30 protein-coding genes are annotated in these 24,989 nt (G+C 34.7%); 7 read left to right on the forward strand and 23 right to left on the reverse strand.

The window, feature by feature from the left end; all coding sequences use genetic code 11:
• The first annotated feature begins 33 nt into the window (after positions 1-33).
• From ACUXZJ_RS03750 to ACUXZJ_RS03770, 5 genes are all read left to right on the forward strand, one after another.
• Positions 34-1,185: a sensor histidine kinase gene (locus ACUXZJ_RS03750; protein ID WP_060383694.1), complete on the forward strand. Its 1,152-nt coding sequence runs from the start codon at positions 34-36 to the stop codon at positions 1,183-1,185.
• Positions 1,176-2,288 (forward strand): NAD(P)/FAD-dependent oxidoreductase, encoded by a 1,113-nt coding sequence (locus ACUXZJ_RS03755; protein WP_060383693.1) that lies wholly within the window; start codon positions 1,176-1,178, stop codon positions 2,286-2,288. The genes ACUXZJ_RS03750 and ACUXZJ_RS03755 overlap by 10 nt, the downstream gene beginning before the upstream one ends.
• Positions 2,289-3,038, forward strand: a complete 750-nt coding sequence (gene mtgA, locus ACUXZJ_RS03760; RefSeq protein ID WP_060383692.1) for a monofunctional biosynthetic peptidoglycan transglycosylase — start codon at positions 2,289-2,291, stop codon at positions 3,036-3,038.
• A 64-nt stretch (positions 3,039-3,102) separates the two neighbouring features.
• Positions 3,103-4,740 carry a S41 family peptidase gene (locus tag ACUXZJ_RS03765; protein WP_060383691.1) on the forward strand — a complete coding sequence of 546 codons (1,638 nt, stop codon included), beginning with the start codon at positions 3,103-3,105 and terminating at the stop codon, positions 4,738-4,740.
• A 126-nt stretch (positions 4,741-4,866) separates the two neighbouring features.
• Positions 4,867-5,565 carry a zinc metallopeptidase gene (locus ACUXZJ_RS03770; protein ID WP_060383690.1) on the forward strand — a complete coding sequence of 233 codons (699 nt, stop codon included), beginning with the start codon at positions 4,867-4,869 and terminating at the stop codon, positions 5,563-5,565.
• A 67-nt stretch (positions 5,566-5,632) separates the two neighbouring features.
• On the opposite strand, the gene ACUXZJ_RS03775 is transcribed toward ACUXZJ_RS03770, so the two are convergent.
• Both ACUXZJ_RS03775 and ACUXZJ_RS03780 read right to left on the reverse strand, forming a co-directional pair.
• Positions 5,633-6,103, reverse strand: coding sequence for an Lrp/AsnC family transcriptional regulator (locus ACUXZJ_RS03775; protein WP_060383689.1), 471 nt, complete (start codon positions 6,101-6,103; stop codon positions 5,633-5,635).
• Between the two features lie 418 nt (positions 6,104-6,521).
• On the reverse strand, positions 6,522-7,874 hold the full coding sequence (locus ACUXZJ_RS03780; RefSeq protein WP_063743496.1) for a saccharopine dehydrogenase family protein: 1,353 nt from the start codon (positions 7,872-7,874) through the stop codon (positions 6,522-6,524).
• Between the two features lie 123 nt (positions 7,875-7,997).
• Here ACUXZJ_RS03780 and ACUXZJ_RS03785 point away from each other — a divergent pair, with 123 nt between their 5' ends.
• Together ACUXZJ_RS03785 and pckA are read left to right on the forward strand one after the other, a co-directional pair.
• Positions 7,998-8,384, forward strand: a complete 387-nt coding sequence (locus ACUXZJ_RS03785) for a DUF423 domain-containing protein (RefSeq protein ID WP_060383913.1) — start codon at positions 7,998-8,000, stop codon at positions 8,382-8,384.
• 68 nt (positions 8,385-8,452) lie between these two features.
• A complete protein-coding gene (pckA, locus tag ACUXZJ_RS03790; RefSeq protein ID WP_063743497.1) occupies positions 8,453-10,078 on the forward strand; it encodes a phosphoenolpyruvate carboxykinase (ATP) in 1,626 nt (541 codons plus the stop codon).
• A gap of 186 nt (positions 10,079-10,264) precedes the next feature.
• Here pckA and ACUXZJ_RS03795 read toward each other — a convergent pair whose 3' ends face one another.
• From ACUXZJ_RS03795 to ACUXZJ_RS03895, 21 genes are all read right to left on the reverse strand, one after another.
• Positions 10,265-11,089 carry a DNA adenine methylase gene (locus tag ACUXZJ_RS03795; protein ID WP_446194996.1) on the reverse strand — a complete coding sequence of 275 codons (825 nt, stop codon included), beginning with the start codon at positions 11,087-11,089 and terminating at the stop codon, positions 10,265-10,267.
• A 193-nt stretch (positions 11,090-11,282) separates the two neighbouring features.
• The gene (locus ACUXZJ_RS03800) at positions 11,283-11,447 is read right to left on the reverse strand and encodes a hypothetical protein (protein WP_163444998.1); all 165 of its coding nucleotides are present in this window, start codon (positions 11,445-11,447) and stop codon (positions 11,283-11,285) included.
• 5 nt (positions 11,448-11,452) lie between these two features.
• On the reverse strand, positions 11,453-12,211 hold the full coding sequence (locus ACUXZJ_RS03805; RefSeq protein ID WP_446194994.1) for a hypothetical protein: 759 nt from the start codon (positions 12,209-12,211) through the stop codon (positions 11,453-11,455).
• A gap of 29 nt (positions 12,212-12,240) precedes the next feature.
• A complete protein-coding gene (locus tag ACUXZJ_RS03810; protein ID WP_446194992.1) occupies positions 12,241-12,585 on the reverse strand; it encodes a hypothetical protein in 345 nt (114 codons plus the stop codon).
• Positions 12,582-13,403: a hypothetical protein gene (locus tag ACUXZJ_RS03815; RefSeq protein WP_446194991.1), complete on the reverse strand. Its 822-nt coding sequence runs from the start codon at positions 13,401-13,403 to the stop codon at positions 12,582-12,584. The genes ACUXZJ_RS03810 and ACUXZJ_RS03815 overlap by 4 nt, the downstream gene beginning before the upstream one ends.
• Positions 13,400-13,867, reverse strand: a complete 468-nt coding sequence (locus ACUXZJ_RS03820; protein WP_088418382.1) for a hypothetical protein — start codon at positions 13,865-13,867, stop codon at positions 13,400-13,402. Before ACUXZJ_RS03820 ends, ACUXZJ_RS03815 begins: the two co-directional genes overlap by 4 nt.
• Positions 13,857-14,699, reverse strand: a complete 843-nt coding sequence (locus tag ACUXZJ_RS03825; RefSeq protein WP_446194989.1) for a nucleotidyltransferase — start codon at positions 14,697-14,699, stop codon at positions 13,857-13,859. The genes ACUXZJ_RS03820 and ACUXZJ_RS03825 overlap by 11 nt, the downstream gene beginning before the upstream one ends.
• Positions 14,699-14,995 (reverse strand): hypothetical protein, encoded by a 297-nt coding sequence (locus tag ACUXZJ_RS03830; RefSeq protein ID WP_446194987.1) that lies wholly within the window; start codon positions 14,993-14,995, stop codon positions 14,699-14,701. The genes ACUXZJ_RS03825 and ACUXZJ_RS03830 overlap by 1 nt, the downstream gene beginning before the upstream one ends.
• Complete coding sequence (locus tag ACUXZJ_RS03835) at positions 14,979-15,278, reverse strand: hypothetical protein (RefSeq protein ID WP_446194985.1); 300 nt, start codon at positions 15,276-15,278, stop codon at positions 14,979-14,981. Before ACUXZJ_RS03835 ends, ACUXZJ_RS03830 begins: the two co-directional genes overlap by 17 nt.
• Before the next feature lie 6 nt (positions 15,279-15,284).
• On the reverse strand, positions 15,285-15,800 hold the full coding sequence (locus ACUXZJ_RS03840) for a hypothetical protein (RefSeq protein ID WP_446194983.1): 516 nt from the start codon (positions 15,798-15,800) through the stop codon (positions 15,285-15,287).
• Positions 15,797-16,762: a hypothetical protein gene (locus tag ACUXZJ_RS03845; RefSeq protein WP_088418767.1), complete on the reverse strand. Its 966-nt coding sequence runs from the start codon at positions 16,760-16,762 to the stop codon at positions 15,797-15,799. The genes ACUXZJ_RS03840 and ACUXZJ_RS03845 overlap by 4 nt, the downstream gene beginning before the upstream one ends.
• Before the next feature lie 10 nt (positions 16,763-16,772).
• Positions 16,773-17,384 carry a DUF6046 domain-containing protein gene (locus ACUXZJ_RS03850; RefSeq protein WP_088418765.1) on the reverse strand — a complete coding sequence of 204 codons (612 nt, stop codon included), beginning with the start codon at positions 17,382-17,384 and terminating at the stop codon, positions 16,773-16,775.
• A 1-nt stretch (position 17,385) separates the two neighbouring features.
• Positions 17,386-19,101, reverse strand: a complete 1,716-nt coding sequence (locus ACUXZJ_RS03855) for a tape measure protein (protein ID WP_446195823.1) — start codon at positions 19,099-19,101, stop codon at positions 17,386-17,388.
• Positions 19,102-19,277: 176 nt separating this feature from the next.
• Complete coding sequence (locus ACUXZJ_RS03860; protein WP_446195825.1) at positions 19,278-19,676, reverse strand: hypothetical protein; 399 nt, start codon at positions 19,674-19,676, stop codon at positions 19,278-19,280.
• 11 nt (positions 19,677-19,687) lie between these two features.
• Positions 19,688-20,128, reverse strand: coding sequence for a hypothetical protein (locus ACUXZJ_RS03865; protein ID WP_088466950.1), 441 nt, complete (start codon positions 20,126-20,128; stop codon positions 19,688-19,690).
• 2 nt (positions 20,129-20,130) lie between these two features.
• Positions 20,131-21,291: a DUF2586 family protein gene (locus ACUXZJ_RS03870; protein ID WP_088466951.1), complete on the reverse strand. Its 1,161-nt coding sequence runs from the start codon at positions 21,289-21,291 to the stop codon at positions 20,131-20,133.
• Positions 21,292-21,293: 2 nt separating this feature from the next.
• Positions 21,294-21,680, reverse strand: coding sequence for a hypothetical protein (locus ACUXZJ_RS03875; RefSeq protein ID WP_446195053.1), 387 nt, complete (start codon positions 21,678-21,680; stop codon positions 21,294-21,296).
• A 22-nt stretch (positions 21,681-21,702) separates the two neighbouring features.
• Positions 21,703-22,638 carry a M15 family metallopeptidase gene (locus tag ACUXZJ_RS03880; protein WP_446194978.1) on the reverse strand — a complete coding sequence of 312 codons (936 nt, stop codon included), beginning with the start codon at positions 22,636-22,638 and terminating at the stop codon, positions 21,703-21,705.
• Positions 22,635-22,919, reverse strand: a complete 285-nt coding sequence (locus tag ACUXZJ_RS03885; protein WP_088418749.1) for a cell wall anchor protein — start codon at positions 22,917-22,919, stop codon at positions 22,635-22,637. The genes ACUXZJ_RS03880 and ACUXZJ_RS03885 overlap by 4 nt, the downstream gene beginning before the upstream one ends.
• A 62-nt stretch (positions 22,920-22,981) precedes the next feature.
• Positions 22,982-23,938 carry a hypothetical protein gene (locus ACUXZJ_RS03890; protein ID WP_446194975.1) on the reverse strand — a complete coding sequence of 319 codons (957 nt, stop codon included), beginning with the start codon at positions 23,936-23,938 and terminating at the stop codon, positions 22,982-22,984.
• A 2-nt stretch (positions 23,939-23,940) separates the two neighbouring features.
• Positions 23,941-24,978, reverse strand: coding sequence for a phage protease (locus ACUXZJ_RS03895; protein WP_446194973.1), 1,038 nt, complete (start codon positions 24,976-24,978; stop codon positions 23,941-23,943).
• Positions 24,979-24,989 lie beyond the last annotated feature (11 nt).

A 24,989-nucleotide genomic window follows, 5' to 3' on the forward strand; every position in this document is an offset into this window, starting at 1 on the left:
CTTTTATTATATTTAGACTCTTAAGCATAAATAATGATTTTTACTAATAAAAATAATTCTATTCGTTGGCTGTTAGTAGGATTTTCTTTCCTAATTATTAGCCTTATTTTGTGGAATACCTATACTTTGATGCAAATTTTTAGAAAAGAAGAGCGTCATAAAATGGAACTTTTGGCTACGGCTCAAAAAACATTACAAAATGCAACAGATGAAACAGAAGTAGATTTGCCTTTACAAATATTAACTAATAATGAAACCATTCCTACAATACTATTAGATGAAAAAGATAGTATATTGAGTTTTACCAATCTAGACGAAGCTTTATTTAAGAGCCCTAAGAAAACAAAACATGTTATTTTCCAGTTTAAACAAGCTAATAACAAAATTAATATTGAATACGACAAAGGAAAACGTCGCTATTTGTATTATATGGACTCGGCATTATTAAGCCAACTAAAATATTATCCTATGGCATTGATTACGATTATTGTTTTATTTGGTGCTTTAGTTTATAATTATTATCGAACTAATAAAATTTCAGCTCAAAGTAAACTCTGGGCGGGTATGGCCAAAGAAACAGCACATCAAATTGGTACACCGCTTTCATCATTAATTGGATGGGTCGAAATTATGAAAGCTGAGCAAGTAGATGATACTATCGTTTCTGAAATTGAAAAAGATCTTTTTAGACTTCAAAACATAACGGAACGTTTTTCTAAAATAGGCTCTGAACCTAATTTAGAAAATAAAAATATTGTGGAAGAAACGAAATTAGTATACGATTATTTAGCTTCCCGATTTGAAGGACAGGTAAAATTTCAGTTTTTTTCGACTCAACAAGAATTGTTTGCTAAAATAAATCCTACATTGCATAGCTGGACAATAGAAAATTTAGTAAAAAATGCTATAGATGCTATGCGAGGTAGAGGAGATATAGATATAATGATAGCAGATGAAGATAATCATATTAAAATTAAAATATCCGATACAGGTAAAGGTATTCCAAGAAGTCATTTCAAAAAAATATTTGAACCTGGCTTTACAACTAAAAAAAGAGGTTGGGGACTTGGATTATCTTTAACCAAACGTATAGTAGAAGAATATCATAAAGGAAAAATAAAGGTTTTACATTCCGAAATTAATAAAGGAACGATCTTTCAAATTAGTTATAAAAAATGCGTCTAAGTTACTGGGAAATAAAAAATTGGTTTACATCCGTTGATTTTACCATAGTAGGTAGTGGAATTGTAGGTTTGCATACAGCTTTACGCCTGCGAGAACGATTTCCTAACAGTAAAATACTTGTTTTAGAAAAAGGCAAACTCCCAGAAGGAGCTAGTACTAAAAATGCTGGGTTCGCTTGTTTTGGTTCTCTGTCAGAGATTCTAGATGATCTAAAAATACATACAGAAGAAGAAGTTATTCAACTTGTAAAAAAACGTTGGAATGGCTTACAACTATTGCGTAAAAATTTAGGAGATATTTCTATTGATTTAAAACACTATGGGGGGTATGAACTATTTTTATCGGAAAATGAAGACTGTTATGAAGACTGTCTACAAAAAATGCCATTTATAAATGATCTTCTTCGTCCCCTGTTTAAAACAGATACTTTTGAAAAACAAATAGATCGTTTTAACTTTAAAAACATAAAAAAATATAGCCTTTTTAATCCATTTGAGGCACAAATAGATACAGGTAAAATGATGCAAGCATTACTAACAAAAGGTTTTGAAAGTAATATTCTCATTTTAAATAATCAAACGGTTAAAAATTATGTAGACTTAGGGAATGAAGTAGAAGTAGAATTAGAGGGGTATACTTTTAAAACGCAAAAACTACTCTTTGCAACCAACGGATTTGCTGAAAATCTGACAAATGGTGAAGTAAAACCTGCTCGGGCACAAATACTCATAACTGAACCTATACCCAATTTAGAAATAAAGGGTACTTTTCATTTAGATAAAGGATATTATTATTTCAGAAATATAGACAATCGTATTTTATTAGGAGGAGGACGAAATTTAGATTTTATAGGCGAAACCACTATTTCAATGGATCAAACAGCTTTAATACAAAACAAATTGGAAGAATTATTAAAAACCGTAATTTTGCCACAAACTAAAGTAACCATTGCTCATCGTTGGAGCGGTATTATGGGAATAGGCATTCATAAAAAACCAATAGTAAAATCGCTTTCAACAAATGTTTTTTGTGGGGTACGAATGGGAGGCATGGGTATTGCCATAGGAAGTTTAATAGGACAAGAATTAGCTGATTTAATATAAATGACAACAAAAAAAAATATAAATAACAAAACAAATACAAAAACGAAATCTAAAACCCCATCGTCTACCTTTATGACTAAGGTTAAATTATTTTTATGGAAGTGTTTTTTGTATTTTAATGTAATCTCTATAGCTTTTGTATTTTTATTTAAATACATACCAGTACCTTTTACTCCTTTAATGATAATAAGAGCAATAGAAAATAAAGCAGCTGGTAAAGAAGTTATCTTTTCACATGATTGGGTACCCATTGATGATCTATCCCTTAATTTGCAAAAAGCCGTTATATCTAGCGAAGACGGTCTTTTTCTTCAACATAACGGATTTGATTTTTCTGCTATGAATAAAGCATTTAAAGGAAATCTAAAAGGAAAAAAATTAAAAGGAGGAAGCACCATATCACAACAAACAGCCAAAAACATTTTCTTATGGCAAGGACGTAGTTATTTACGTAAAGCATTAGAAGCTTATTATACCGTTTTAATTGAATTAGTATGGGGTAAAAAACGCATTATGGAAGTTTACTTAAACAGCATCGAAATGGGAAATGGTATTTATGGAGCAGAAGCCGCATGTCAATACTGGTTTCACAAAAGCTCTAAAAGCCTCACAAAATACGAAGCTGCTTCAATAGCAGCCATATTACCAAGTCCAAGAAAATACAAAGCCGTTGGATCTTCTAACTATGTTGAAAAAAGAAAAAATAAAACCATCCGTGTAATGCGTCATATAGGAACTTTAGAATATTAAAAATTAAAGATAATTTTTCTAGTTCCTTTAAGTAATTATAAAGTGTTTTAATAAACCATATATTATGAGTCTATCCATAAAAAAAAGATATATTTTACCTGTACTTGCAGGAGGTTTTTTGTTTGTAGGAGCTAGTTTCAAAGAAGATTTTTTTGAAATAGCCAAGCAGATTGAAATTTTTACAACCTTATTTAAAACCGTTAATATGAATTATGTTGACCAAACAAATCCTGCTGAATTAATGGATAAGTCAATAAAAAGTATGTTAGCTGAATTAGATCCCTATACTGTTTATTTTAATGAAGCTGACGTAGTTCGCTTCAAAATAAATAATACAGGTGAATATACAGGTATAGGTGCCATGATTACCAGAAAAGAAGGTAAAACTTATATACGTGAACCTTATAAAGGTTATCCTGCAGACAAAGCGGGTTTAAAAGCAGGTGATGAAATCATTCAAGTTAATGATGTCATCCTTTCTGATTTTAAAGAAGATGTATCTCAATTACTCAAAGGGAGTAAGAATACCAAAATTTCCATACAATATAAAAGAAATAATGAACTCAAAACGACTCAATTACTTTTAGATGAAATAGATGTAAAAGCAGTTCCTTATTATGGTATGGCTGACTCTAAAACAGGTTATATCGTACTCTCACAATTTAATGCAAAAGCTTCCAGCGAAACACGCGAAGCATTAGAAAATTTAAAAGATCAAGGAGCCACTCAAATCATATTAGATCTTAGAGGTAATCCAGGTGGACTTTTACACGAAGCAGTCAATATATGCAATTTATTCGTTCCCGCTGGAGAGATCATTGTAACCACAAAATCTAAAATAGAAAAACACAATAACATCTACAAAACATCTAAGCAACCCGTAGATTTAGATATTCCTCTTGCTATCATTGTAGATGGTAAAAGTGCTTCCGCAAGTGAAATTGTTTCAGGCGCATTACAAGACCTAGACCGAGCAGTAATCATAGGTTCTAGAAGTTTTGGTAAAGGATTAGTTCAACGTCCTATTGATTTAACATACGGTACGCAACTAAAAGTAACGATTTCTAGATACTATACACCATCAGGACGTTGTATTCAAGCATTAGATTATTCAAAAAAAGATGCTAATGGTAAAGCTATACGTACAGATGCAAAAAATTACAATGCTTTTAAAACACGCAAAGGAAGAACAGTATATGATGGTGGAGGTATTCAACCTGATATTGAACTAGAAGAAAGTAAAACGAGTACTATAACTGATGCTTTAGTTAGAGGAGATGCTATTTTTATGTATGCTAATCAATACTATTATAAACATCCAAATTTAGGTAATTCAATCCCAAACTTAGGAGATACAGATTTTAGTGAATTTAAAAATTACTTGAAATCACAAAAATTTTCGTTTGATACTAAAACCGATTTAGCTCTTAAATCCGTTTTAGAACAAGCTAAAAAAGAAAAAATAGAGGGGCAAATTAAAACCCAATATGAGGCTTTGCAACAAGCTTTACAGAAAACAGATGAGGTAGAATTAGATAAGAATAAAAATGAAATTATAAATTTATTAAAAGACGAACTCATCAAAAGGTACCAATATAAAGAAGGTCTTTATCAATACTATGCAAAAAATAATAGCGTTATAAGAAAAGCTACTGATTTGTTAAACAACTCAGTACAGTACAAACAAATTTTATTAAAATAAAAAAGATTCGTTTGCCTATTATAAGAAATCAAAATGGGGAACTTTTATTACTTTTGTAAATAAATGTCAATTTGACATTCTTTAAAAATGGCTTAAAATTTGTAGTTTTATTAAAAAAATAAAATCATGATAGGATATTATATTTTACTTGGAGGTATTGCCCTTATAAGTTGGTTGGTAAGTAACCGTTTACAAAATAAATTTGAGTATTATTCAAAAGTACATTTGCGAAATGGACTAAGTGGTGCCGAAATTGCAGAAAAAATGCTCCATGATCATGGGATTTATGATGTGAAAGTAATTTCTACACCAGGTAGATTAACGGATCATTATAATCCAGTAGATAAAACGGTAAATCTATCAGAAGCAGTGTATAATCAAAGAAATGCGGCGGCGGCGGCTGTAGCGGCTCATGAGTGCGGTCACGCGGTTCAACATGCAACGGCATATAGTTGGTTAGCAATGCGTTCTAAAATGGTACCGATGGTAAATGTATCCTCTTCTATATCTCAATGGTTGATTATGGGCGGTTTGATTTTAGGAATTGCTTCTAAAGGATTATCAATAGGATATATTGTAGCTTTAATAGGTTTAGCTTTAATGACTATAGCAACTGCTTTTTCGTTAATTACATTACCTGTAGAATACGATGCAAGTAATCGAGCACTAGCTTGGTTAAAAAACAAAAATATGGTAAGTCAACAAGAATATGAAGGGGCAGAAGATTCTTTAAAATGGGCAGCTAGGACTTATTTAGTGGCAGCTATTGGTGCAGTAGCTTCTATGTTGTACTGGGCAATGCAAGTATTTGGTAGGAGAGATTAATTTTTTAAAAGTAAAAGATTTATAAATGCCTTAGAAGTAAAAAACTTTTAAGGCATTTTTTATTAATTTATAATTGTATTTGTCTTTCTATTTGTTGATCTAAGGATATAAAAGTTTCAGTTCTAGACACACCCTCTATAAATTGAATTTTGGTATTTAATAATTGCATTAAATGTTCATTGTCACGACAGATCATCTTTATTAAAATACTCCAATTACCTGTAGTATAATGACACTCCAATACTTCTGGAATTTTACGTAACTCCTTAACAGCTTCTGAATTTCGCGCGGCGCGATCTAGGTATATTCCTACAAATGCCATAGTGCTATATCCTAAGACTTTTGTATTAACAATAAACTTTGAACCCGAAATGACTTTAGCTTCCTCTAATTTTCGTAATCTTTGATGAATAGCTGCTCCTGAAATTCCTATTTTATTAGCAATCTGTAAAATAGGCTTACGAGCATCGTCCATTAAATAACGCAAGATTTCTTTGTCTATACCGTCAATTTCAATTTGTAAGTGATTTATTCGCATTGATTTAAAATTGAAAACCTAAAGTTAACTTTTGTTTTCAAATAAAACAATAAAATGTTATTTAGTTTTATTATTCTATGAACAAACAAAATCTAATACCATTTAAACTTTGAAATTTCCTCATATACTATTTTTTTAACCTTGAGACTGTCCAAAAAGTTCGCAATCTTGTTATTTCGACCAAAGGGAGAAATCAATAATATTAATTATGAGACTCCTCATTCGGAGTGACAAACCGTGTTTGTTCGAGTTGTTTTAAAATGAAAAAAACGTATCGAGAATTTTATTTTTTAATCCAGTATATTTTAAGTTTAAATGGTATAATTTCAGTGATATAGTAATAAAATTAGAGCGAACTAGATATAAAAAATCACCCATCGAAAAGAATGGGTGACTTAAAAATAAGTAGGAGGGTAGATTAATTATATCCTTTGTATGGAACTTCTTTTTCATTAAAAATAACTCCATATTCCTCTAACTCTTTTAGTATAGGTATATAAACTTCTTTTTTAATTGGTAATTGCACGCCAGGTGTGGTAATATTCCCATTTAAGATTTGTAAAGTAGCCATTGCTACAGGCAAACCTACCGTTTTAGCCATAGCAGTATAAGTCTGATCATCGCCTATGCAAACCATCGTAGCATCTATTTGTTTGAGCTGACCATTTAATTCATAACCAAACTTATGATACATCACAATCATATCTTTATCATTTGATTGTAATGTCCATGAATCAGTTAATATTTTTTCTAAAGCTTGTGCTGGTGTAGCGTTCTTAATACCTAATGTTTTTTGACTATTAAATAAGTCCAATTCCACAAGTTTGTCCCACATTACATCGTCTTGATCTATTTTTAATTGATGACGTAGTTTTATTTCAACGGAGTCACTAGCATGGTATGGCAAAAATAGATTTACAAAATCACGATAGCTCATTTTTTCAGAATCATCAATTACATAGGAATCATCTGTCATACCCAGTTGTACAAACATATCCCATGCTTTAGAATAGCCTACGCGGCGGATAGTTCCTCTGTAAAGTGTTAAAGCATCATCTAAATTATAAATGCTTTTATATTTTAAAGAATCACGGTTAGCATATCCCTCAAAACGTCCAAATCCATCAATTTCCAGGAATTCCGTTCTACGAAATAATTTATTATATGGAATATACTTATAAGTGCCTTCTTGTATAAACTTGGCAGCTCCACCCTGACCTGCTAACACAACATTTCTTGGTGCCCAAGTAAATTTGTAATTCCAAAGATTATCATCACTTTCAGGAGCTACTAAACCGCCACAAAATGACTCAAAAAGAATTGTTTTACCGCCCTGATCACGGATTTCATCCAATACTTTCATGGCACTCATGTGATCTATACCAGGGTCTAATCCTACTTCATTCATGAACACTAAACCATTTTCTTTTGCCTGTTCATCTAAAGCTTGCATGGCATCACTAATATATGAGGCGGTAACCATGTGTTTTTTGTATATAATACAGTCTTTTGCTACTTCAATGTGCATGTGAGCTGGAAGCATTGAAATTACTATGTCTGCTTTTTTAATTTCAGTTTGTCGCTGATTTGTATCATGAATATCTAGAGCAATAGGCGTTGCATTTTTATGTCCTAATGTTTTACGCTGTGCTAATTCTAGTGATAAATCACCTATAGTAAGATGTAAATTTTGACTTTCAGATTTTTCTAAAAGGTATTTTATTAAAGAAGAAGCAGACCGACCAGCTCCTATAATTAGTATATTTCTCATTTTGGTGTGGTAAAAAAAATTACACAAATGTAATCAAATGTAATTTTTTCAAAAACGAAATAGATAAAATATATAGAATTTTTTGAGAATACTATGTTAAATTTGAAAAAAAAATTAATAAAAATGGATAGAAAAATTTTATTAACAGCCTTGTTTTTTGGTGCAATTTCAATTATTTTGGGAGCTTTTGGAGCGCATGCTCTTAAAAAAGTTTTAAATACAGATCAACTAATTTCTTTTGAAGTAGGGATCCGTTATATGATGTATCACGCTTTTTTGTTACTATTTTTAGGTACAACCAATATGTTTTTACCAGAACAAAAGAATGTAATTTTTAATTTGGTGGTACTAGGAATATTGTTTTTTTCAGTTTCTATTTTTCTTCTTTCTACACAGTCTATTACAAATTTAAATTTTAAATTCTTGGGTCCTATAACACCTGTAGGAGGAGTATTGTTAATATCTGCTTGGCTTATGGCATTTTATTACATTTTTACAAAAAAAATCTAAACTGTGACTCTATTTAAATAATATTTATACTTTTGTCGTTAAAATTGAACACACACATCATAAATTTTATGGAAGCATACACACCACCTACGAAAACGATTTCGTTAGAAAAATACGGAATTAGTGGCGTTAAAGAAATTGTATATAATCCTACATACGAATTGTTGTATCAGGAAGAATTAAGCCCTGAATTAGAAGGTTACGAAAAAGGGCAGTTAACTGAATTGGGGGCAGTTAATGTAATGACAGGTGAGTTTACAGGTCGTTCTCCTAAAGATAAATATATTGTTAAAGATGCCGTAACAGAGGATACTATTTGGTGGACTTCTGAAAAAGCTATAAACGATAATAAACCTATTAGTACTGATACTTGGAATGCTCTAAAAGAAAATACGGTAGAGCAATTATCAGGAAAAAGACTTTTTGTAGTTGATACTTTTTGCGGCGCTAATGAAAATACACGATTAAAAGTACGCTTTATTGTGGAGGTAGCTTGGCAAGCACATTTTGTAAAAAATATGTTTATTCGTCCAACAGAAGAAGAGCTAGCTAATTATGGCGAACCTGACTTTGTGGTAATGAACGCTTCAAAACGTGGTTTTGCAGATTATAAAGCACATGGTTTAAATTCTGAAGTTTATATTGCTTTTAATTTAACAGAAAAAGTACAGCTAATTGGAGGTACTTGGTATGGAGGAGAAATGAAGAAAGGTTTATTTTCAATGATGAACTATTATTTACCTCTTCAAGGTATGGCCTCTATGCACTGTTCAGCAAATAAAGGAAAAGATGGTGACGTTGCCGTATTCTTTGGTTTGTCAGGAACTGGAAAAACAACTTTATCTACAGACCCTAAACGTGAATTAATTGGAGACGATGAACACGGGTGGGATAATGATGGCGTTTTTAACTTTGAAGGAGGTTGTTATGCAAAAACAATTGATTTAAGTAAAGAAAACGAACCAGATATTTATGGTGCTATCAAACGTGATGCTTTGCTGGAAAATGTAACGGTTGATGCTGATGGTAAAATTGATTTTAAAGATGGCTCTGTAACACAAAATACACGTGTTTCATATCCTATTTATCACATTAATAATATAGTAACTCCTGTATCAAAAGCAGGTCATGCTACTAAGGTGATATTCTTAACAGCAGATGCTTTTGGTGTAATGCCTCCCGTTTCTAAGTTAACTCCTGAACAAACAAAATATTATTTCTTGTCAGGATTTACCGCTAAATTAGCAGGAACAGAAAGAGGTGTAACTCAACCAGAACCAACTTTTTCAGCTTGTTTTGGTAAGGCATTCTTGTCTTTACATCCTACAAAGTACGCAGAAGAATTAGTGAAGAAAATGGAAGAACACAATGCTAAGGCCTATATGGTAAATACAGGTTGGAATGGTACAGGTAAACGTATTTCTATTAAAGACACACGCGCTATCATTGATGCTATTTTGGATGGTTCTATTGAAAATGCAGAAACAACCGTTGTACCAGTATTTAATTTTGAAGTTCCAACAGCATTACATGATGTCAATTCTGAAATTTTAGATCCCCGTAATACGTATGTTGATGCCTCAGAATGGCAAACTAAAGCAGAGGATTTAGCAGGAAGATTTATTAAAAACTTTGTGCAATATACAGATAATGAACAAGGAGAACGTTTAGTAGAAGCAGGACCCCAATTATAAAACAAAAAATATCTAACAAAACGGGCTTTCCTTTAGGAAATATAATCAAAAAATTCAAATGCCCATTTTTTCAAATTCAAATGCCCATTTTTTTACAAAATTACAAAAGGCATTGCTTATCACGCAATGCCTTTTTAAATTAACTTTAAACTCTATTTAAACCATTGTTTTTTTATCTCATTATCATTATGCTATTTTTTTATACAACATTATATCCGTATAATTCGCTTTGTTCACTTGTGTATTCATAGTTTCCATTTTCGAACCGTGAAACGGATTACTCATTGGCGTTTTTGTTTCAATCCACTCACAAAGCTCAACGATTTGACTCTTATTAGACGTGAAATAAAAATAATTTGAGCCTTCCAACACGTTTAAAACGTCTAAATAATCCCTAAGGTTCCAGTAGTCTTTATATGTACTGGCATCAGTTGATAAGTATGGCGGGTCTACCAAAAACACAACATTTTTTCTGTCCTTATACTTCTTGAACAATTCTTTATAATCCATTTGCACGACCTCAATTCCATCCAAATAACCGTCTGCGGTGTAGTTGGATTGTCGCACACAGTTGTACAGCGTAGATTTTTCAAATTCTTTATAACAAGTGGCGTAATTCATACTAAAAAGAATTGAGCTTGAAAGCGTAATATAGTCAACATAGCCTTTGGTTTCCTCTGACTTGACACGCTCTAATACTTGCTCACGTGCCTCTCCTTTAATGAGTTTATCTTTTGGATGATTTACCAAGATTAGCCTAATATCATCAAGCAAAACGTTGGTTTTGTCGATGTTTGCCAGTCGCTGGCTATACCCGTCGAAGTCGTTATAAACTACCGTGGCATTTGGATAATAAGCCTTAACTGTGTGGCTTAATAATCCCGAACCACCAAACATATCTACATAAATGGCATCGGCTGGAAATACATTTAAAGCAGGTTTGAATTGTTTTAAAAACTTTCGTTTTTGCCCCATAAATGGTAACGGAGCGGATGAAAATACTTTCTTCATTTTTTTGATTTTTTTTGATCGATGATTGTTTAATTAAATTTGATGATTGTCTTTGCAAACTCACCTTTTTAGCATAAAAAACCACACTACAGAAGACTTTAGTCCTCCGCTGTGTGGTTTTTGCACTAAAATTAAAAGGTGAGATGTTTAATTTTGCGGAGGACTTTTTTATTCCCTTCCTCCAAAGGAAATTTTACTTTACGGCATCCTGCGAAAATATTAATCCAATTCCCGCTAATACCGCTGTTAAAGCTTCAATAGTTTTTGTTTTGTCATTAACAAACAACAAAACTCCTGACACGATGGAAACAACGCCAGCGGACGTGGTTTTCCAGTTTTTAAAAATTGCTTTCATCATATAAATTATTTTGAGGGACAATATCCTAATCGAACAATACCCATTTTAAATAACCCTGAAGGGCTTGAACCCGTTTTGTTGTACGGAAACACAGAAAAACCACTTAGTTCTGAAACGTTTGTAGTTAGCTCGCTTTCAAAAAGAACTTCGCTTGTTTTTTTATCTGAAATTTTAACGTTATACCCCTGTGCGCTTCGTGTTATTTGTACGTTGTATATGACATCTTTAGCAAATAAAATTCCTGTGTCAATTCTTGTGATATCAGTATTCCGTTTGCTCGCTATTTCAAAGCTTGCGCTTAAAGAAAAGTCAAGACCTGTGAAATCAGTTTCTACTCCTGTCTGTCCAATAGCAATACGCCAGCACGTGTCGTTATAAAATTCAGGGACAGGATTAATCGTCGAATCATATAGAAAATCAACAGATAAACTGTCTCCTATAAAAAGATTAACACCTGATTCAAAAGCATTGATATTCAAATCTGTATTATAGGGAGAGTCACTCATTAATTGGAAGTAATTAACGCCTATATATTTTGAGTGAACAGGGTAAGAACCCGCAGATTTCACATTTGTGAAAAATATATTTGAGGGGTATGAGGTTAAAGGGATATGCCACATCCATTGTTTAGAAGAGTTCAAATCTTTCACGTCAATTTCTTTTATAATATTATCTTTACTTCTTACCAATAGACAACTGTCGGTAAGTCTTCCTTTTGCCACTTTATTAAGGCAAATCGGCTTATTAATAATTTGTTTACTCATTTTAGATTTTAGATTTAGTTTTCAATATTTTAAATAATTCCATAACTGGCAAGCCGTTGCGGGTCACCTTCTAAATAGGTAGCATTTATAAAATGCTCTTCGACAAATCCTACCACAAAATCGCCCGATTCTAAAACGTTATTATTAGCATTTGGTGCTACTTTAAATATCTGCAACTGCCCGACGGGTACAATTCGTGGGTTTTGCTGACTGATTTGGTTGATGCTTTCATAGACTTGGGTAATTCCTTCAATCTGATTGATTGGGATTTTTTCTGACTTGTGCCAAAACGAATCCCATGTAGCACTGAATTGTTCTTCGGTTGGTTTCGAACCTGTTTTAAACCATTTTTTTATGTTTTCTTTCGCTGTCATAGTTCTGTGATTTCGAAATGAATTCTAATAGACTGTACTGTTGATGCAGCTTCGTACAAGCCTACTTTAAACTTGTTGGTGTCGATGATTTTGAATACAGGATTTCCAGCGTCGTCGTCATTCGATATAGTACCTAAAGATTCGACCATTAAGTTTACTTTATAATTAACTGATGGCATTGGATTCAAAAAGCTTACATCTATATAATGATTACCTCCATCGACATAAGATGCTACAACAGCAGAAACACAATCCCCAAAGACAGGAAGGTTTGAGCCTACAGGCTGTCCACCTGTAATATCACCTAAAGTGAAGTACCCTTTGTTTTTAATAGGATTATTGAACGTTGGACGTTTTTCAAGCTCTATAATTCTATCAATTAAGCTTTGAATTATCGTTTTGTCAGCTTTTTTAGGCAACTCTTCATTAACTGTTTTTAAATCCGACGTGAGCTGTATGGTCGATTTTGGGCGTTTGAAATCAGCCCAATTAAAAGTAACTGACCCAATTCCAAACATTGCTTTTCGAACGAATAGAACATCTTTGTTTGTACCGTCTTTAAATTCCCTTTTATAAGCTGTTTCAGTAATTATAACAGTAGGTCCTTTCAGACCTCCAACAAAGTCAAGCACTTCACCGTTGATATACACAACGCCATCGCTCACAGTACCATTGCTTTCCTGACATCCTTTCAAGATGGCAAAATTCCCCGCTAGTTCGCCCAAGCTGTTTAAAAGTTGCCAGCTTGTTTGCATATCTTCTAAAGTTTGGGTTTTGATAGGAAAACCACCACTTTGGTTAATTTTTTGATAATTCATAGTTTTTCTATTCTGTAGCGTTTACCCGCCAGTTTGTAATATTTTATCAAATAGTTTAGTTTATGAATGTTTGCATCCACCAATTCCGACGGCACAAACACTACAAAGTCAACGCCTGTGTTTTCGTATTCATCTTCGGAAAAGACAAAAAGCGTATCATCTAAAAAAACTTCTTCGCCCTCTTCGTCTGTAAAAATGTACTCCTGTTGAAAAGAGTCTCCGTCGTCTATATAAATGCGCCTTAGTGTTTTGTCAAATTCGTCATTCAAAACGGCTTCAAGCTTGCACACTTGCCCATTATGCGCCAGCTTATACCAATCGTCGTCACGCTTCGATTTCCAGGACCTGTAAACGCTGTCAATTGGTTGTACCAAACAATGTAGAAAAGCAATTGTTTTGGGTTTACGCAGTGCTATTGGTAACAGTAATACTGCTAATTTCTTAAAGTCAACTTCATACCACATAATTCAAACTACTTTGGTTGTCTAACTCGAAATAACCTGCCTCGGGGATTGTTTTAATGTTAATACTTTTGAAACCTTCATAACTTCTTGTATCATTATTGTACTTCGAACTTTGAATGTTTGAAATGTTGACATTTTCCACGCCATCAACCTCCCGAAGCTTAGCAATTAAATCGTTTATGATTAACTCACCGTCAAATGGCAAACTTTTCAAATAATTCTTTAAAGCTAATTCTACCGACTTTGAACCAGTTCGAATGTTTACGCCATCATTACCTATAACCAAAGGATTCACGTAAATTTTCATCTGCAAAAGCAGTTTATCGGCGGGGTTGTTCACGATTAAAAACTTCACACCCGCATAGCGTATTTTTTTGATGTAATCCGTAAAACTAACTAGTTCGGAATCGCTTAATTTTCGCAAAATATCGCCTTGTTCGCCTGCAATTTTGATGATTAGTCTTGAACTTTCCACGCCTTCCTCGGGTATGGAACAATACTTCACAATCTTTGACGCTTCAATTTGTTCAGATGTAGCATTTGAGTTATTAAACTGGTCGTCGTCAGGCAATAAATCAAACCCCATTTGAAAGGCTAACGCCATATTTCTGTACCATCTTGCTGTGCCAGGTTTATATTCGTAAATTGCGGTGTCTATTTGGGTTTTATGCGTATCCATCAATTTTTCAAAAGTTTGAATAACGGCAGCATTAATTCTCGTGAAACGATAAAATAGATTAGCTGAACTCAAAGGAGCTTGTATATCTAAAACCGAACTGGTATATAATTCGTTTAAAATTTGATCGTGTATTTCTTTTTCAGTTCGTGCCATTATCGTACTATAAAACTTGAGTTTATAACCATTTCGCCAATGCCTAGTGGTTTATCGTATTGTGTTTGTTCTAATGTCAATCCCGTTGCGGGTTGAAGGTTTCTAGCCTCTAAATATTTTTTGTTTTTTTGGTTAATTGCTATAGTGTTAGGTATTTCTACCTCTTGACCGCTTTGTAAGTCATCGGTAATTGATGAATTGTTATAGAATGCCAATGGATAAGCATTAGAGGCATCACCTGTATAAATGCTGGCTACATCGAACCAGTTCTGTAGCACCTTAACTTTTACTATCATAATTAGCGTCTATTTCTAAATTTCCATCATTCCAACTCAAAGAGTTTACTATCATTCCATCGGCTATAAACTCCTGTCTGATCTCACGCATTAAGCTCTCTGGATTATGCATCTCAGCGTATCGTAAAGCTCCCACGCCTCGGGTAATATTTTCTTTGAATTCGCCTTTATCCACCATAATCAAAATTTTTTGATGCTGGTGCGTGCTTTCTCCAAGTACCAAATCGTTACCTTGAATAAGCAAATCCATATCGTCGTCTAGCATTATATCCTTAGGTATCATTTAAACTTATTTTAAAAGGGATTTAAGTCGTGTTTCAATAGTTTCAAAGTCGGCTGAATTATTTAGTATTTGCGTTGCGCCACTCTGTGCAGTTGCAGTTCCTGTAGTGCTTACTGTAAAACTCATCGCTTTTATATAGCTAACTAAATCGCTAAGAATTGCTTTTAAACTTTCGTTTTCTTTTTTTAAAAGAAACCCTTCTTTGTCAATCTCTAGTAGTGTTTCTTCTACGTAGATGCCTACTTTTTCAAGTTTATCACAAGCGATAACTAACCAATCTTCATCATCTTCAATACGAACCGCAAGCACATAAGAACCAATGGATGGGAGCAACAAAATACTTTTGTTACTACTTTGTACAGGTCGAAGTCTTACGGCTGGTATTTCCTGACCGTCCTCATCTTCAAGGGTACAAATCCAATTTTCCTTGTCAATTGCCTTAACCTTGGCGATATTGCTTACTGCAGGACCATACTGCGAGGCTAAATCTTGAAACCTTTTTCTAAACTCTTCGGGTGTCATGGACTTACGTATGTTAGTTTTATATTTTGTCTACCGCCACTTTTTGAAAATTCCCCCTCAATGCTTTCAATGAAAAAAGTACCTGACTTTTCAGGGTAGCGATACCCGTCAACTTCCACGAGCATTCCCTTTATCATATAAGGTTCTAAAAAACAATTAATACCGCCCTCATATCCCTTATAGTTACTCTTTGTTTGTAAACGATTGGCAATGTCTTTTAAAACATCTGCAGGGAAACCTTGCTTTATTTTTACGGCTTTTTCGTTACTGTATTTTTCAACGTCTGCAGGTGTTTTTTTTACTTCACCCGTGCCTGATTTCTCTTTAATAACTATTTTAGTTGTTTTATCGATTTTACGCTGTTTAAAATCATCATCTTTTATTGTGTTCCAGCCTAATTTTAACTTTACTTTATTTTGTAGCTTACCAAACTTTGTTCCTACATATAATTCATTAAAATTGAAATAAACCGCTAGTTTACATTCCTTTTGCAACCATTCTAAAACTTGTAAACCCCCAGCATTTTTAAAACGAACGTTGCTTAAAGGTATATGAGGTATCTTATCCGCTAGCTTTATTATCGTTCCTTGGCAAACATCAGTTAAAAGCTCTTTTACCGTGGTACTTGCATAGGTTTTACTAAACACTACATCATACAATTGGTAACTATAACCTTCGCATTCTACCTGTAAAGGAGTCCCTGTATTTACTCTTTTTACAAAACCTTCAAATCTTTTTTCATTTCTGCCGTCATAGCCTAGAGCAACTGAAACAAAGTCATTTTCTTGAATTAAATAATCATTTACTTTTTGCCCCTCGGTGTTAGTTTTATCATTTTTTAGATAACTAATTCTAGGTAGTTCTATAGTACAAGTGTCTATAAATCCATTTACATCTGTTTTCCAAACTACCTTGGCAGGTTTTACTTTTTTTAGTCCACCAATGGTGATGTCGCTGGTCATGTAAAACATATTATTCTAAAATTAAATCATCAATAAAATCACTTTCACACGTTAGGCTAAAAGGTCTAATCCAATGTGCTTTGCCTTGTACTTCGGGGAAGTCGAGCGTATTTATCACAATCTGGCAACTTTTATCCAGGAACAATTCAGGATAACCGCCGTGTAATGAAATAGGCTCTTGGCTTTCAAACAAATCCTTTAAAGCTAAAATTTCACTCTCAGGAAATTTTCTGTCTTTACCAATCAAAAAACCTTTAATGGTGAATTTGTAATCTTCAATTGAAAATTGTTCTTTCACTGTACCCTTGCGCTCACTTACTGCCGTTTTTACGATGTTTTTAGCCAATTGAACATTAATTGTACACGCATCTATTTCCAAAACCGCCTCTGTGGATTTCCAAAACGTGACAGGAAACCAAATAGACCGACCGTATAAACCAACCTTATTTAAGGCAATTTGATTTTTTGTATAATGAATAAAATCCTTTGCGTAATTATTTTGCTTGAGCCCCGTATAATTGACCTCTTCACTTTTTTCTTTTACACCGTCTTTATTTACGGAGAAAGGTGTTGCGTTGAAATAGGTTTTATAAAGTCCTACTAAGTTTATTACATTACTCATTTTAAATTACCTTACTTGTGTCTATTAATGTTCTGCCTAAAAATTCAGAAACAATTTTATATATTTGTTCCGCCGTTTCCTGTGCGTTCATTGTATAAAAGTTCAATCCATCGGCATATTTCTCTACATAAATATTTATCGTTTTAGGACCTCCACCTGATACGGTTACTCCTGCACTTTTTCCTGAGCTTGAATTTTCTTGAGCTAGTTTACCTCCAGTAATTAAAGGGCTGTCTTTTATTGGTTCATCCTTGGCTTTTGCAAGCAGTAGTTTTTTGGTTGCCGTTACCTTTATATGTTTTTCGTCGTCTGACCATAAATCTTTAATCATTTTATAAGCCCACTCAACTTTTTCAAAAAAGGGCAATATGAGTTTATCCCAAAGCCAAACCAACGCATCAGCCATTTTACCAATAATTCCGAATGTTTTTTCTAGTAACCAACCTAAAAAGCGAAATATATCTTTTAATAGTTCACTTTTCTTAATAAACTCAATTACACCTTGTACAATATGCCATATTTTAGCCAGCATATTTTGAGCATGGTCAACAACTACTTTGAAAATGTCACGAACAATCGTTACCCAGTCCGACCATTTACTGGTGCCGTTTACAAGGCTCATAATCCAGTCCACGGCTTTACCAACACCATTAGCCATCATATCAATATAGGGCTGAGCTTTTTGTATAGCTGGAGCTATACTATTACTAAATCGAACGGCTAAATCAAGGAGCTTGTTCATCACAGGCGAAAAGGCATCACCTATATCTGTAGCCGCATTACTAAGGTTATCCTTAAACGTACTCCATTTACCCGCTTTGGTTTGCCCTTGTGCTTCGAGTGCTCCAGCATAAATACCGCCTTTAGCTCTAGCCATTTCTAACGCTTTGGATAAATCAGTATAAGAGACGTCCATTTCACGAACTTGCGCAATGCTTTTACCTGTGGACTTGGATAACATTTCGTAAATGTTTATTCCCGCCATTCCAAACTGTTTAATATCTGTAGCCGTAGCCTTACCTACAGTTTTTATTTGTTGCATATTAGCCGCCATTCTCGATAAAACATCGTTACCACCGCCTACAGCCGCTACGGCATTAGCTAGGTTCATAGTGTCTTTTCTTGCATCCTGTGCGTTTGTTCCTGCAGATATTAAAGAACGGTTTACTTCTAATAAAGAAGCAGTATCAAAAGGGGTTACAGCGGCATCTTTTCTAATATTAGCGTAAGCATCATTCGCTCCTTTTTCACCTAAAAAGGTTTTCAAACCCGTAATGGCTTGTTCTTTTTCCATAGAGCCTTGAATCATAGCACCTACACCGCTACTAACTGCCCCCGCAATTGCGCCCATAGCCTGAGTGGCTACACCACCAACCATAGAACCTAAAGCAATACCGCCAATTCCTATCCCTTTTTTATCGCCTCCACTTCCCAAGCCCGAACTATGATTATTAGCCTGACGTTGTAATAAGGCTAATTCTCTTCGAGCTTCGCGAATTTGCGAAACAGATGTACTATTACGAATCGTAGTTTCCACTTCTTGAATGCGCTTTTGTATCTCAGAATAACTTTGGGCTAAAATTCGATTGCGTCCAGTGAATTGTTGCGCCTGTTGGTTCATTCGTGAAAAGGCACTTTGTGAGGTGGTGGCTAATCGGTTTAACCCTCCACTCATCATATCCCGCATTCTTACTACAAACTCTACTGTACTACTCATCTTAAATTTTTGTTTTCATTCCTTTTTCCCAAAGTTCCAAGGCTATTCCTGTGCGATAAAAAAACGTTTCGTAACCCCATTCTTTTAATGCGTTTGATCCGAACTGCATACTCCCAAATACGATAAGAAAATCTAAACCTGCTTTGTTTTTTTTGCAGTCTTCTTTTCCTTTTTGGCTAAGCGCGAAAAAATTCGCCTTTTTTCCCCTCCAAGAAATTGTTTACTTGTAAGAACACAAACAAAAAGTTGTCTTCATCCTCGATAAGTTCGTAATCTCCATCAAGCCATAAGTTTTCTACAATCATTAAAACCGCTTTACTCATTCCTACAGTTCCTACACTCATAAGGTATTCGCCTAAGTCTTCAGCTGTAGGAGGTCTAAGAACTGCCAAAAAATTATCGATTTTTAAGTATATTAATTGGCGATTTCCGTATAAATGTTTCCACTCATCCAATTGTGATTGCCCGAAACGTTCAATAAAAACCTCTAACTTGTCATCTACAACTTTTGGTTCTTGCTTTACTTTACCTTTTGCTTTACGTTCTTGAAAAGGATTTACTTTTGGTTTATTCATTTTAATACTTGTTAAATTTGTTTGTAATTAATACTCATTGCAATAAAAGGAAGTGTTACTTCCCTGTATTTTGCGCCTTGTTCTAAATCTGCTCCCGTTTCTGTGAAGGCTACTCCAGTAATGGTGTAAATATTAGTAGGGTCGGCAGTTCGTTTTTTAAAAGAACATGTAAGTACGATTGCATCGTGTGGGACCTCTGTAATATCATCGTATCCTGCTAAAAAGGCGGCTTTGTTTAATGCATCAGCTTCAAAGCCTAGTACTTTTATACTTCCTTCGTACTTTTTGTTCCCGCTTTGTATGTCTATAGGCTCATCGCCAGCACCGTACAAATGTTCCTTTTCAATAGTCTTTTTTAAACTGAAACCTCTAAGTCCTTTGATGCTTCGGTTTAATATTTTTATTTCAAATTGCGCCCAAGCGCATTCAGAAGATGTTAAATTGATATTCATACTTAAATGCTTTTAGTTAAACCCATAGTAATTGCAATCCAAGTCATATAACCTAAGGGTTGTATTTTTATTTGTATACTCAACGTACTGGTATTTATTAAATCTTGATCGGTGGGAACTAGAACGTCAACATTGCTTATTTGCCCCTCCATTTTAGAACGGATTTGAGCTTTTACCAAATCCTCTAAATAAGTTGCATCGGCTTTGTTAATGCTACCGTCTTTCTCCATTCGTACCGAAGTTTCAATAAGTGCGCTAGTGGTAGCCGTTGCTATTCGTTGGGCTTTGTCCATCAGTCTGCCATGTACTAAAATTCTATAGTCATCAGCTCCTGCCATTGTATCAACTGAGTAATAATAACCAGCAGAACCTTCACGGCGATGCATAATGATATAACCAGCATCAGTTAGCGCATCCAATTCCTCATTATAGAATTGCTCAAGAGGTTTGTTGCCTATATAGGCATCTGTTAAGGTTAAAGCTCCGTTTTGTCCGTTGCCTAATTTTACGTGCGCTGGATACTTAACCGCTCGAGCTAGAGCAGTAGCTACATTAGCCGAACCGTCGCCGTATGAATTTCCTAAAACCACTCCGACGTAACTGTTCTCCGCCCCTTTACTATTAAAAGGGGTTTTTGCAATATCATTGGTTCGTCCTTCAATTAATAATCGAATAGGTCGGTTAATAGATTGTTGATATTGGCAAATGGTTTTACTGGTTAAAATAGCATCCTCTACGTCCTTATCTAAGAACTTCCCCGCCACCATTGTGTAACTTGGAGCTGGTTTACGACAAACTCCTAAAAGCGTGATTCTACCTTGCGCTACCGTCAACAGTTTTTTTACTCCATTGACATTATTGGCATTAACCATATTGTTTAAAGTCATGGTATCTTCTACCCCCATAACCCATAGTTCTTGGTTTCCGCCTAGTTCTTGATAAAAATCCTTGATTTGGCGGTGTAAAAAAGGTTCATCTTCTTGGGTGTACCCTTTTTTTAGGGCATCTTCATAGCCGAAAACGGTTTTTATTACGCCTATGTTTACCGCTTTTTCAGCCGTTGCAACAATTCCAGCAATACCGTCTAAAACTACTATTTGACGCTGTAGATTACCACTAGTGACCGCTACGTTCACTTTAGGCGTTCCGTTTCCTTGTGCCATGATTATTGGTTTTTCTCGTTTAAGATTCTAAGTTTTTCCTTTTCGATTGCCTCTACTAAATCCTGTTTTTTCTGCGTAGGTGCTTCCAAATTCAAAGCAGTAAACAACTTTTTAATCTCAGGGTATTCAGATTTTGTTGTATCGAAATTTAAAATATCCTCTTCACTGAATTGATTCTCTTGTTCGTCTTCCTCTTCTAAATCATCAAATACAGGAGTTTCTTCCCCTCTTGTGAATTTGTCAACTGCATCATCCTTTAGCGTATTGGCATAACTTGCCGCACTCCCTTGTGTGTGAAATACTCGGTTATCACTTGTGATAAAACATTCAGTATTGCCTGCGTGACGCTTAAAATAGTCTTGCGCCAATTCTTTTTTATCTTGATTCATTTCAATTTGTTTTAAATGATTTTTAAACAATTTTTAAAAGTCTTAAAAAGGTTATGATTAAGATGAGTAATACGAGTCCTATAAACACTCTACCCATATTAATTTGGGTAGTTTGCCACCACGTTAATTCCCTTGGAACATATTGCGTTTTAATTTTCAAAACGGTTTTAATTCGCTGGGTGTGGTTCTCCTTGAGTTGAACAGGCACTTCTTGCGATTCCATCTTACATTTTACAGTCAAATAGTTATCCTGTAATTCTACTCCTGGTATTTTCAATATTTCGCCCGGTGTAACGCTGATAGGTCTGTTAATTACAACTTTTCCGTTTTGACACTCTAGTAGTGCCTTATAAAAACTACTATCTTGTTTCGTTTTTATAATGGTGTCTCTAAGGGTTTGCACCTTAATGATAGTGTCGTTCGTTTGGCTTGTAACTGTTGGAGCTAGGGAACTTTTACAAGCTCCCAGCATTCCAACAAGCATTGCAAACAACACAACTCTAAACAAACTAATATTTTTCATACTATATATTTTTGACAATTGAAAATGCATTCCATCGGGTTTGCTCCATTTTCCACCCCATTCAAATCCAGCATCTGTAAAACATTTTACTAAAGCGGCACTCATTGTTGGTTTAGCTCCAAAAGCGTTTTCCTTTTCGTTTATATCTACGGCTAATCCCCAGCTGTGAATGGATAAAGTGCTTTGACCTCTTTTTCTACGGATGCAAAAACAACCATTCCACGAAATAACTTCGGATGTTAATTCTCTATCAATGATGTTTTTAAAAGCCTTTTCTAAAGGTGCTACCATTAATTTATGGCAGTATATTTTTTGTGGTAACACTGGTATTTTCACCCTGATAGCCTCAGGCACTTTCCATACTACCATATATTTTATTTCGAAATCTATATCAGGTTTTCCGAATGCCTTTGTACAGGCTGTTGATGTTATCATAGTTTACCGTCAAGTTGTTTATATTTTTGTAATTCTGATACTAGGCTTTGATTTATACGCATTAAATCATGGTGCTTTTCTTCCAACTTCATTAATGCCTCTGTTGCTTCAGCTAAACGTTTAGCCATGTCATCTAATAATTCACGGTAATATTTAACTGCTTTTACGGCATTATCCAATTCTTTCCCTCGATCTTCAGCTAAATTTTTTCGCCTTGAAAACACCCACATGATTAAAGAGGACAAAAAGGCGGTAATTGAATGTTGAAAAATTTGTTCCATGTTGTCTTTAAAAAAGGTTTCAAAAAGAAGCCTTTTTGCTTATGTTTCTATTCTATGTTCTATTAAGAGCTTTGCACGACTAAGGCAATTCCTTTCCAGTCTTCACGACGGCAACGACCTCCCATTTTTACTAGTCCTGAATGAATGTCGCCGTAGTATAATGGGTTGTCAAAATCTTGAAATAATTTTGTATCACCCACCGATTTTGTCACGCTGTTTTTATGCCAAAACAAACTGGCTAGATTATCCGTCGCCCCTAGTGCTTCTCCTGGTAGTCTAAAAGTACCATCTGCCTTTAAGGCTAAAACAGAACTACGCTCTAAGAAGGTAAAACCAGCAAATTTCCCAATCACTCCATTAGCTAAATCAGCTGTCGCTTGAAATGCCGCCATTTGATTACTCGATAAACTATCCACAAACTCTTGTTGCATATAACTTTCCAACATTGCGTAACGGTTATCTTTAGGCACGTTATCTTTGTCAAATTTTGCTTTAACGGCTTGAACTTCTTTATAAGTCATTGCCTTACGGCTTCCTGTTTGTCCATCTTCGGTATTAACCGCTGTTGATCCACCAGTTGTAGCAAATCTTCGTGAAGTTGGAATATACTCTACAGTTACTCCTCCGCCAACCGTAGGTTTTAATCCTCTAACCCATGAGAATAAAAGTTCGTCACCAATAGTTTCCGCTAACGTGTCCGTATGGTCAGCAAGTACACTGTCCTGTTTTTCGTAGCTGATTTCTAGTTTTTCAGAAGTTAATACTGCGGTTGGGTCAGTTGTAAATACATCAAGTACATAACTAATAGCGGTATCGCCTCGTTGAACTGCCGTAGCCGCTCCAAAACCTCTATTTTTAACCACATTGGGTTTTGCTCCAGCTTGCGGAATATACACAACCGCTCCACCTACTACATGTGCAGATTCATCAAAACATAAATTTAGATGCGGGTTAGTACGTCTTAATTTTTCCACGATATAGGAGTTCCAGAACTCCTGTGGAATTTTAGGGTTTGCCATATTTAATTGGTTTTAAATTTTTCTTTTCTTAAACTCTCGAACAAATCAGGGTACTTAGTTCTAACTATTTCAAGTTCATTACTCGCATATAAATCATCCCACGATTTACCCGCAAATTTTTCAGGTACTGCACCTGAATCTAAATTGTCCATAAGTGACATTTGTGCTGGTAAAGCATCGATTAATTTTTTTAAGCCACTTGGATTAGCCTCGTAGTCTGCTAACAAAGTATTAGCAAGCTCAACGGTTAGTTTTTTATCGGCTTTACCCTTTGCAATTAAATCCTCAACCTCTTTCTTTTGGGTTGCACTTTTCAAGCTGTTAAGCTCTGTAGTCTTATCGCTTAAATCTTTTTCTAACTGCGGTACTTTAGCCGCCGTGTCAATCAAATTGGTTACCGCATTTAGTACATCCGCTTCCGCAGCGGAATCACTTAAATTGAGTGCCGTCAAAATTTGTGCGGCGTTCAGTACTGTTTTACTCATAGGTTCTAAATTATTTGTGAAGTCTGCAAGGTTTAGCGCATTGTCATTCTCATCAAACAGGTTTGCTAATGCGTTGTAATTTCCAGGAATGTCCACTAAGGATATTTCACGAGGAAACCACTTAGTAACCGTTGGCTGTGTTTGTCCTTCCAGTTGTAGTTCTGGAGCGTTTGTGGCTTCTAGGACGACAATTCGCCCAACCGAAGCGGCGTTTAAAAACCCGTTTTCAATTTCTGAAACGGTTTGCTCTCCCTCAGGATGTGATAAGTTTATAACAGGCTTAGCCATTACCTTATCACCTTCTAAACGAAAGTCCTCCCAACGCACAACAATACCATTGTCACGATTATGCATTTTGAAACCTATAGGATTTCTTTTTACTTCATCCAGTAGTAAACCAGAGGTTAAACATCTATAACCGTACACGTTTACCGAGTCGTCAGTTAGACAAAATTCCTTATCGATTTTCTTTGCTTTCTCCACCTTGCGTTTTTTTGTTGATGCAAACTTGCGAATAGTTGCAAACCCTTGAAAATTAACAAGTAAGGATTGCATAGTTTTTTCTT

The organism is Flavobacterium sp. TN-1 (assembly GCF_052828645.1).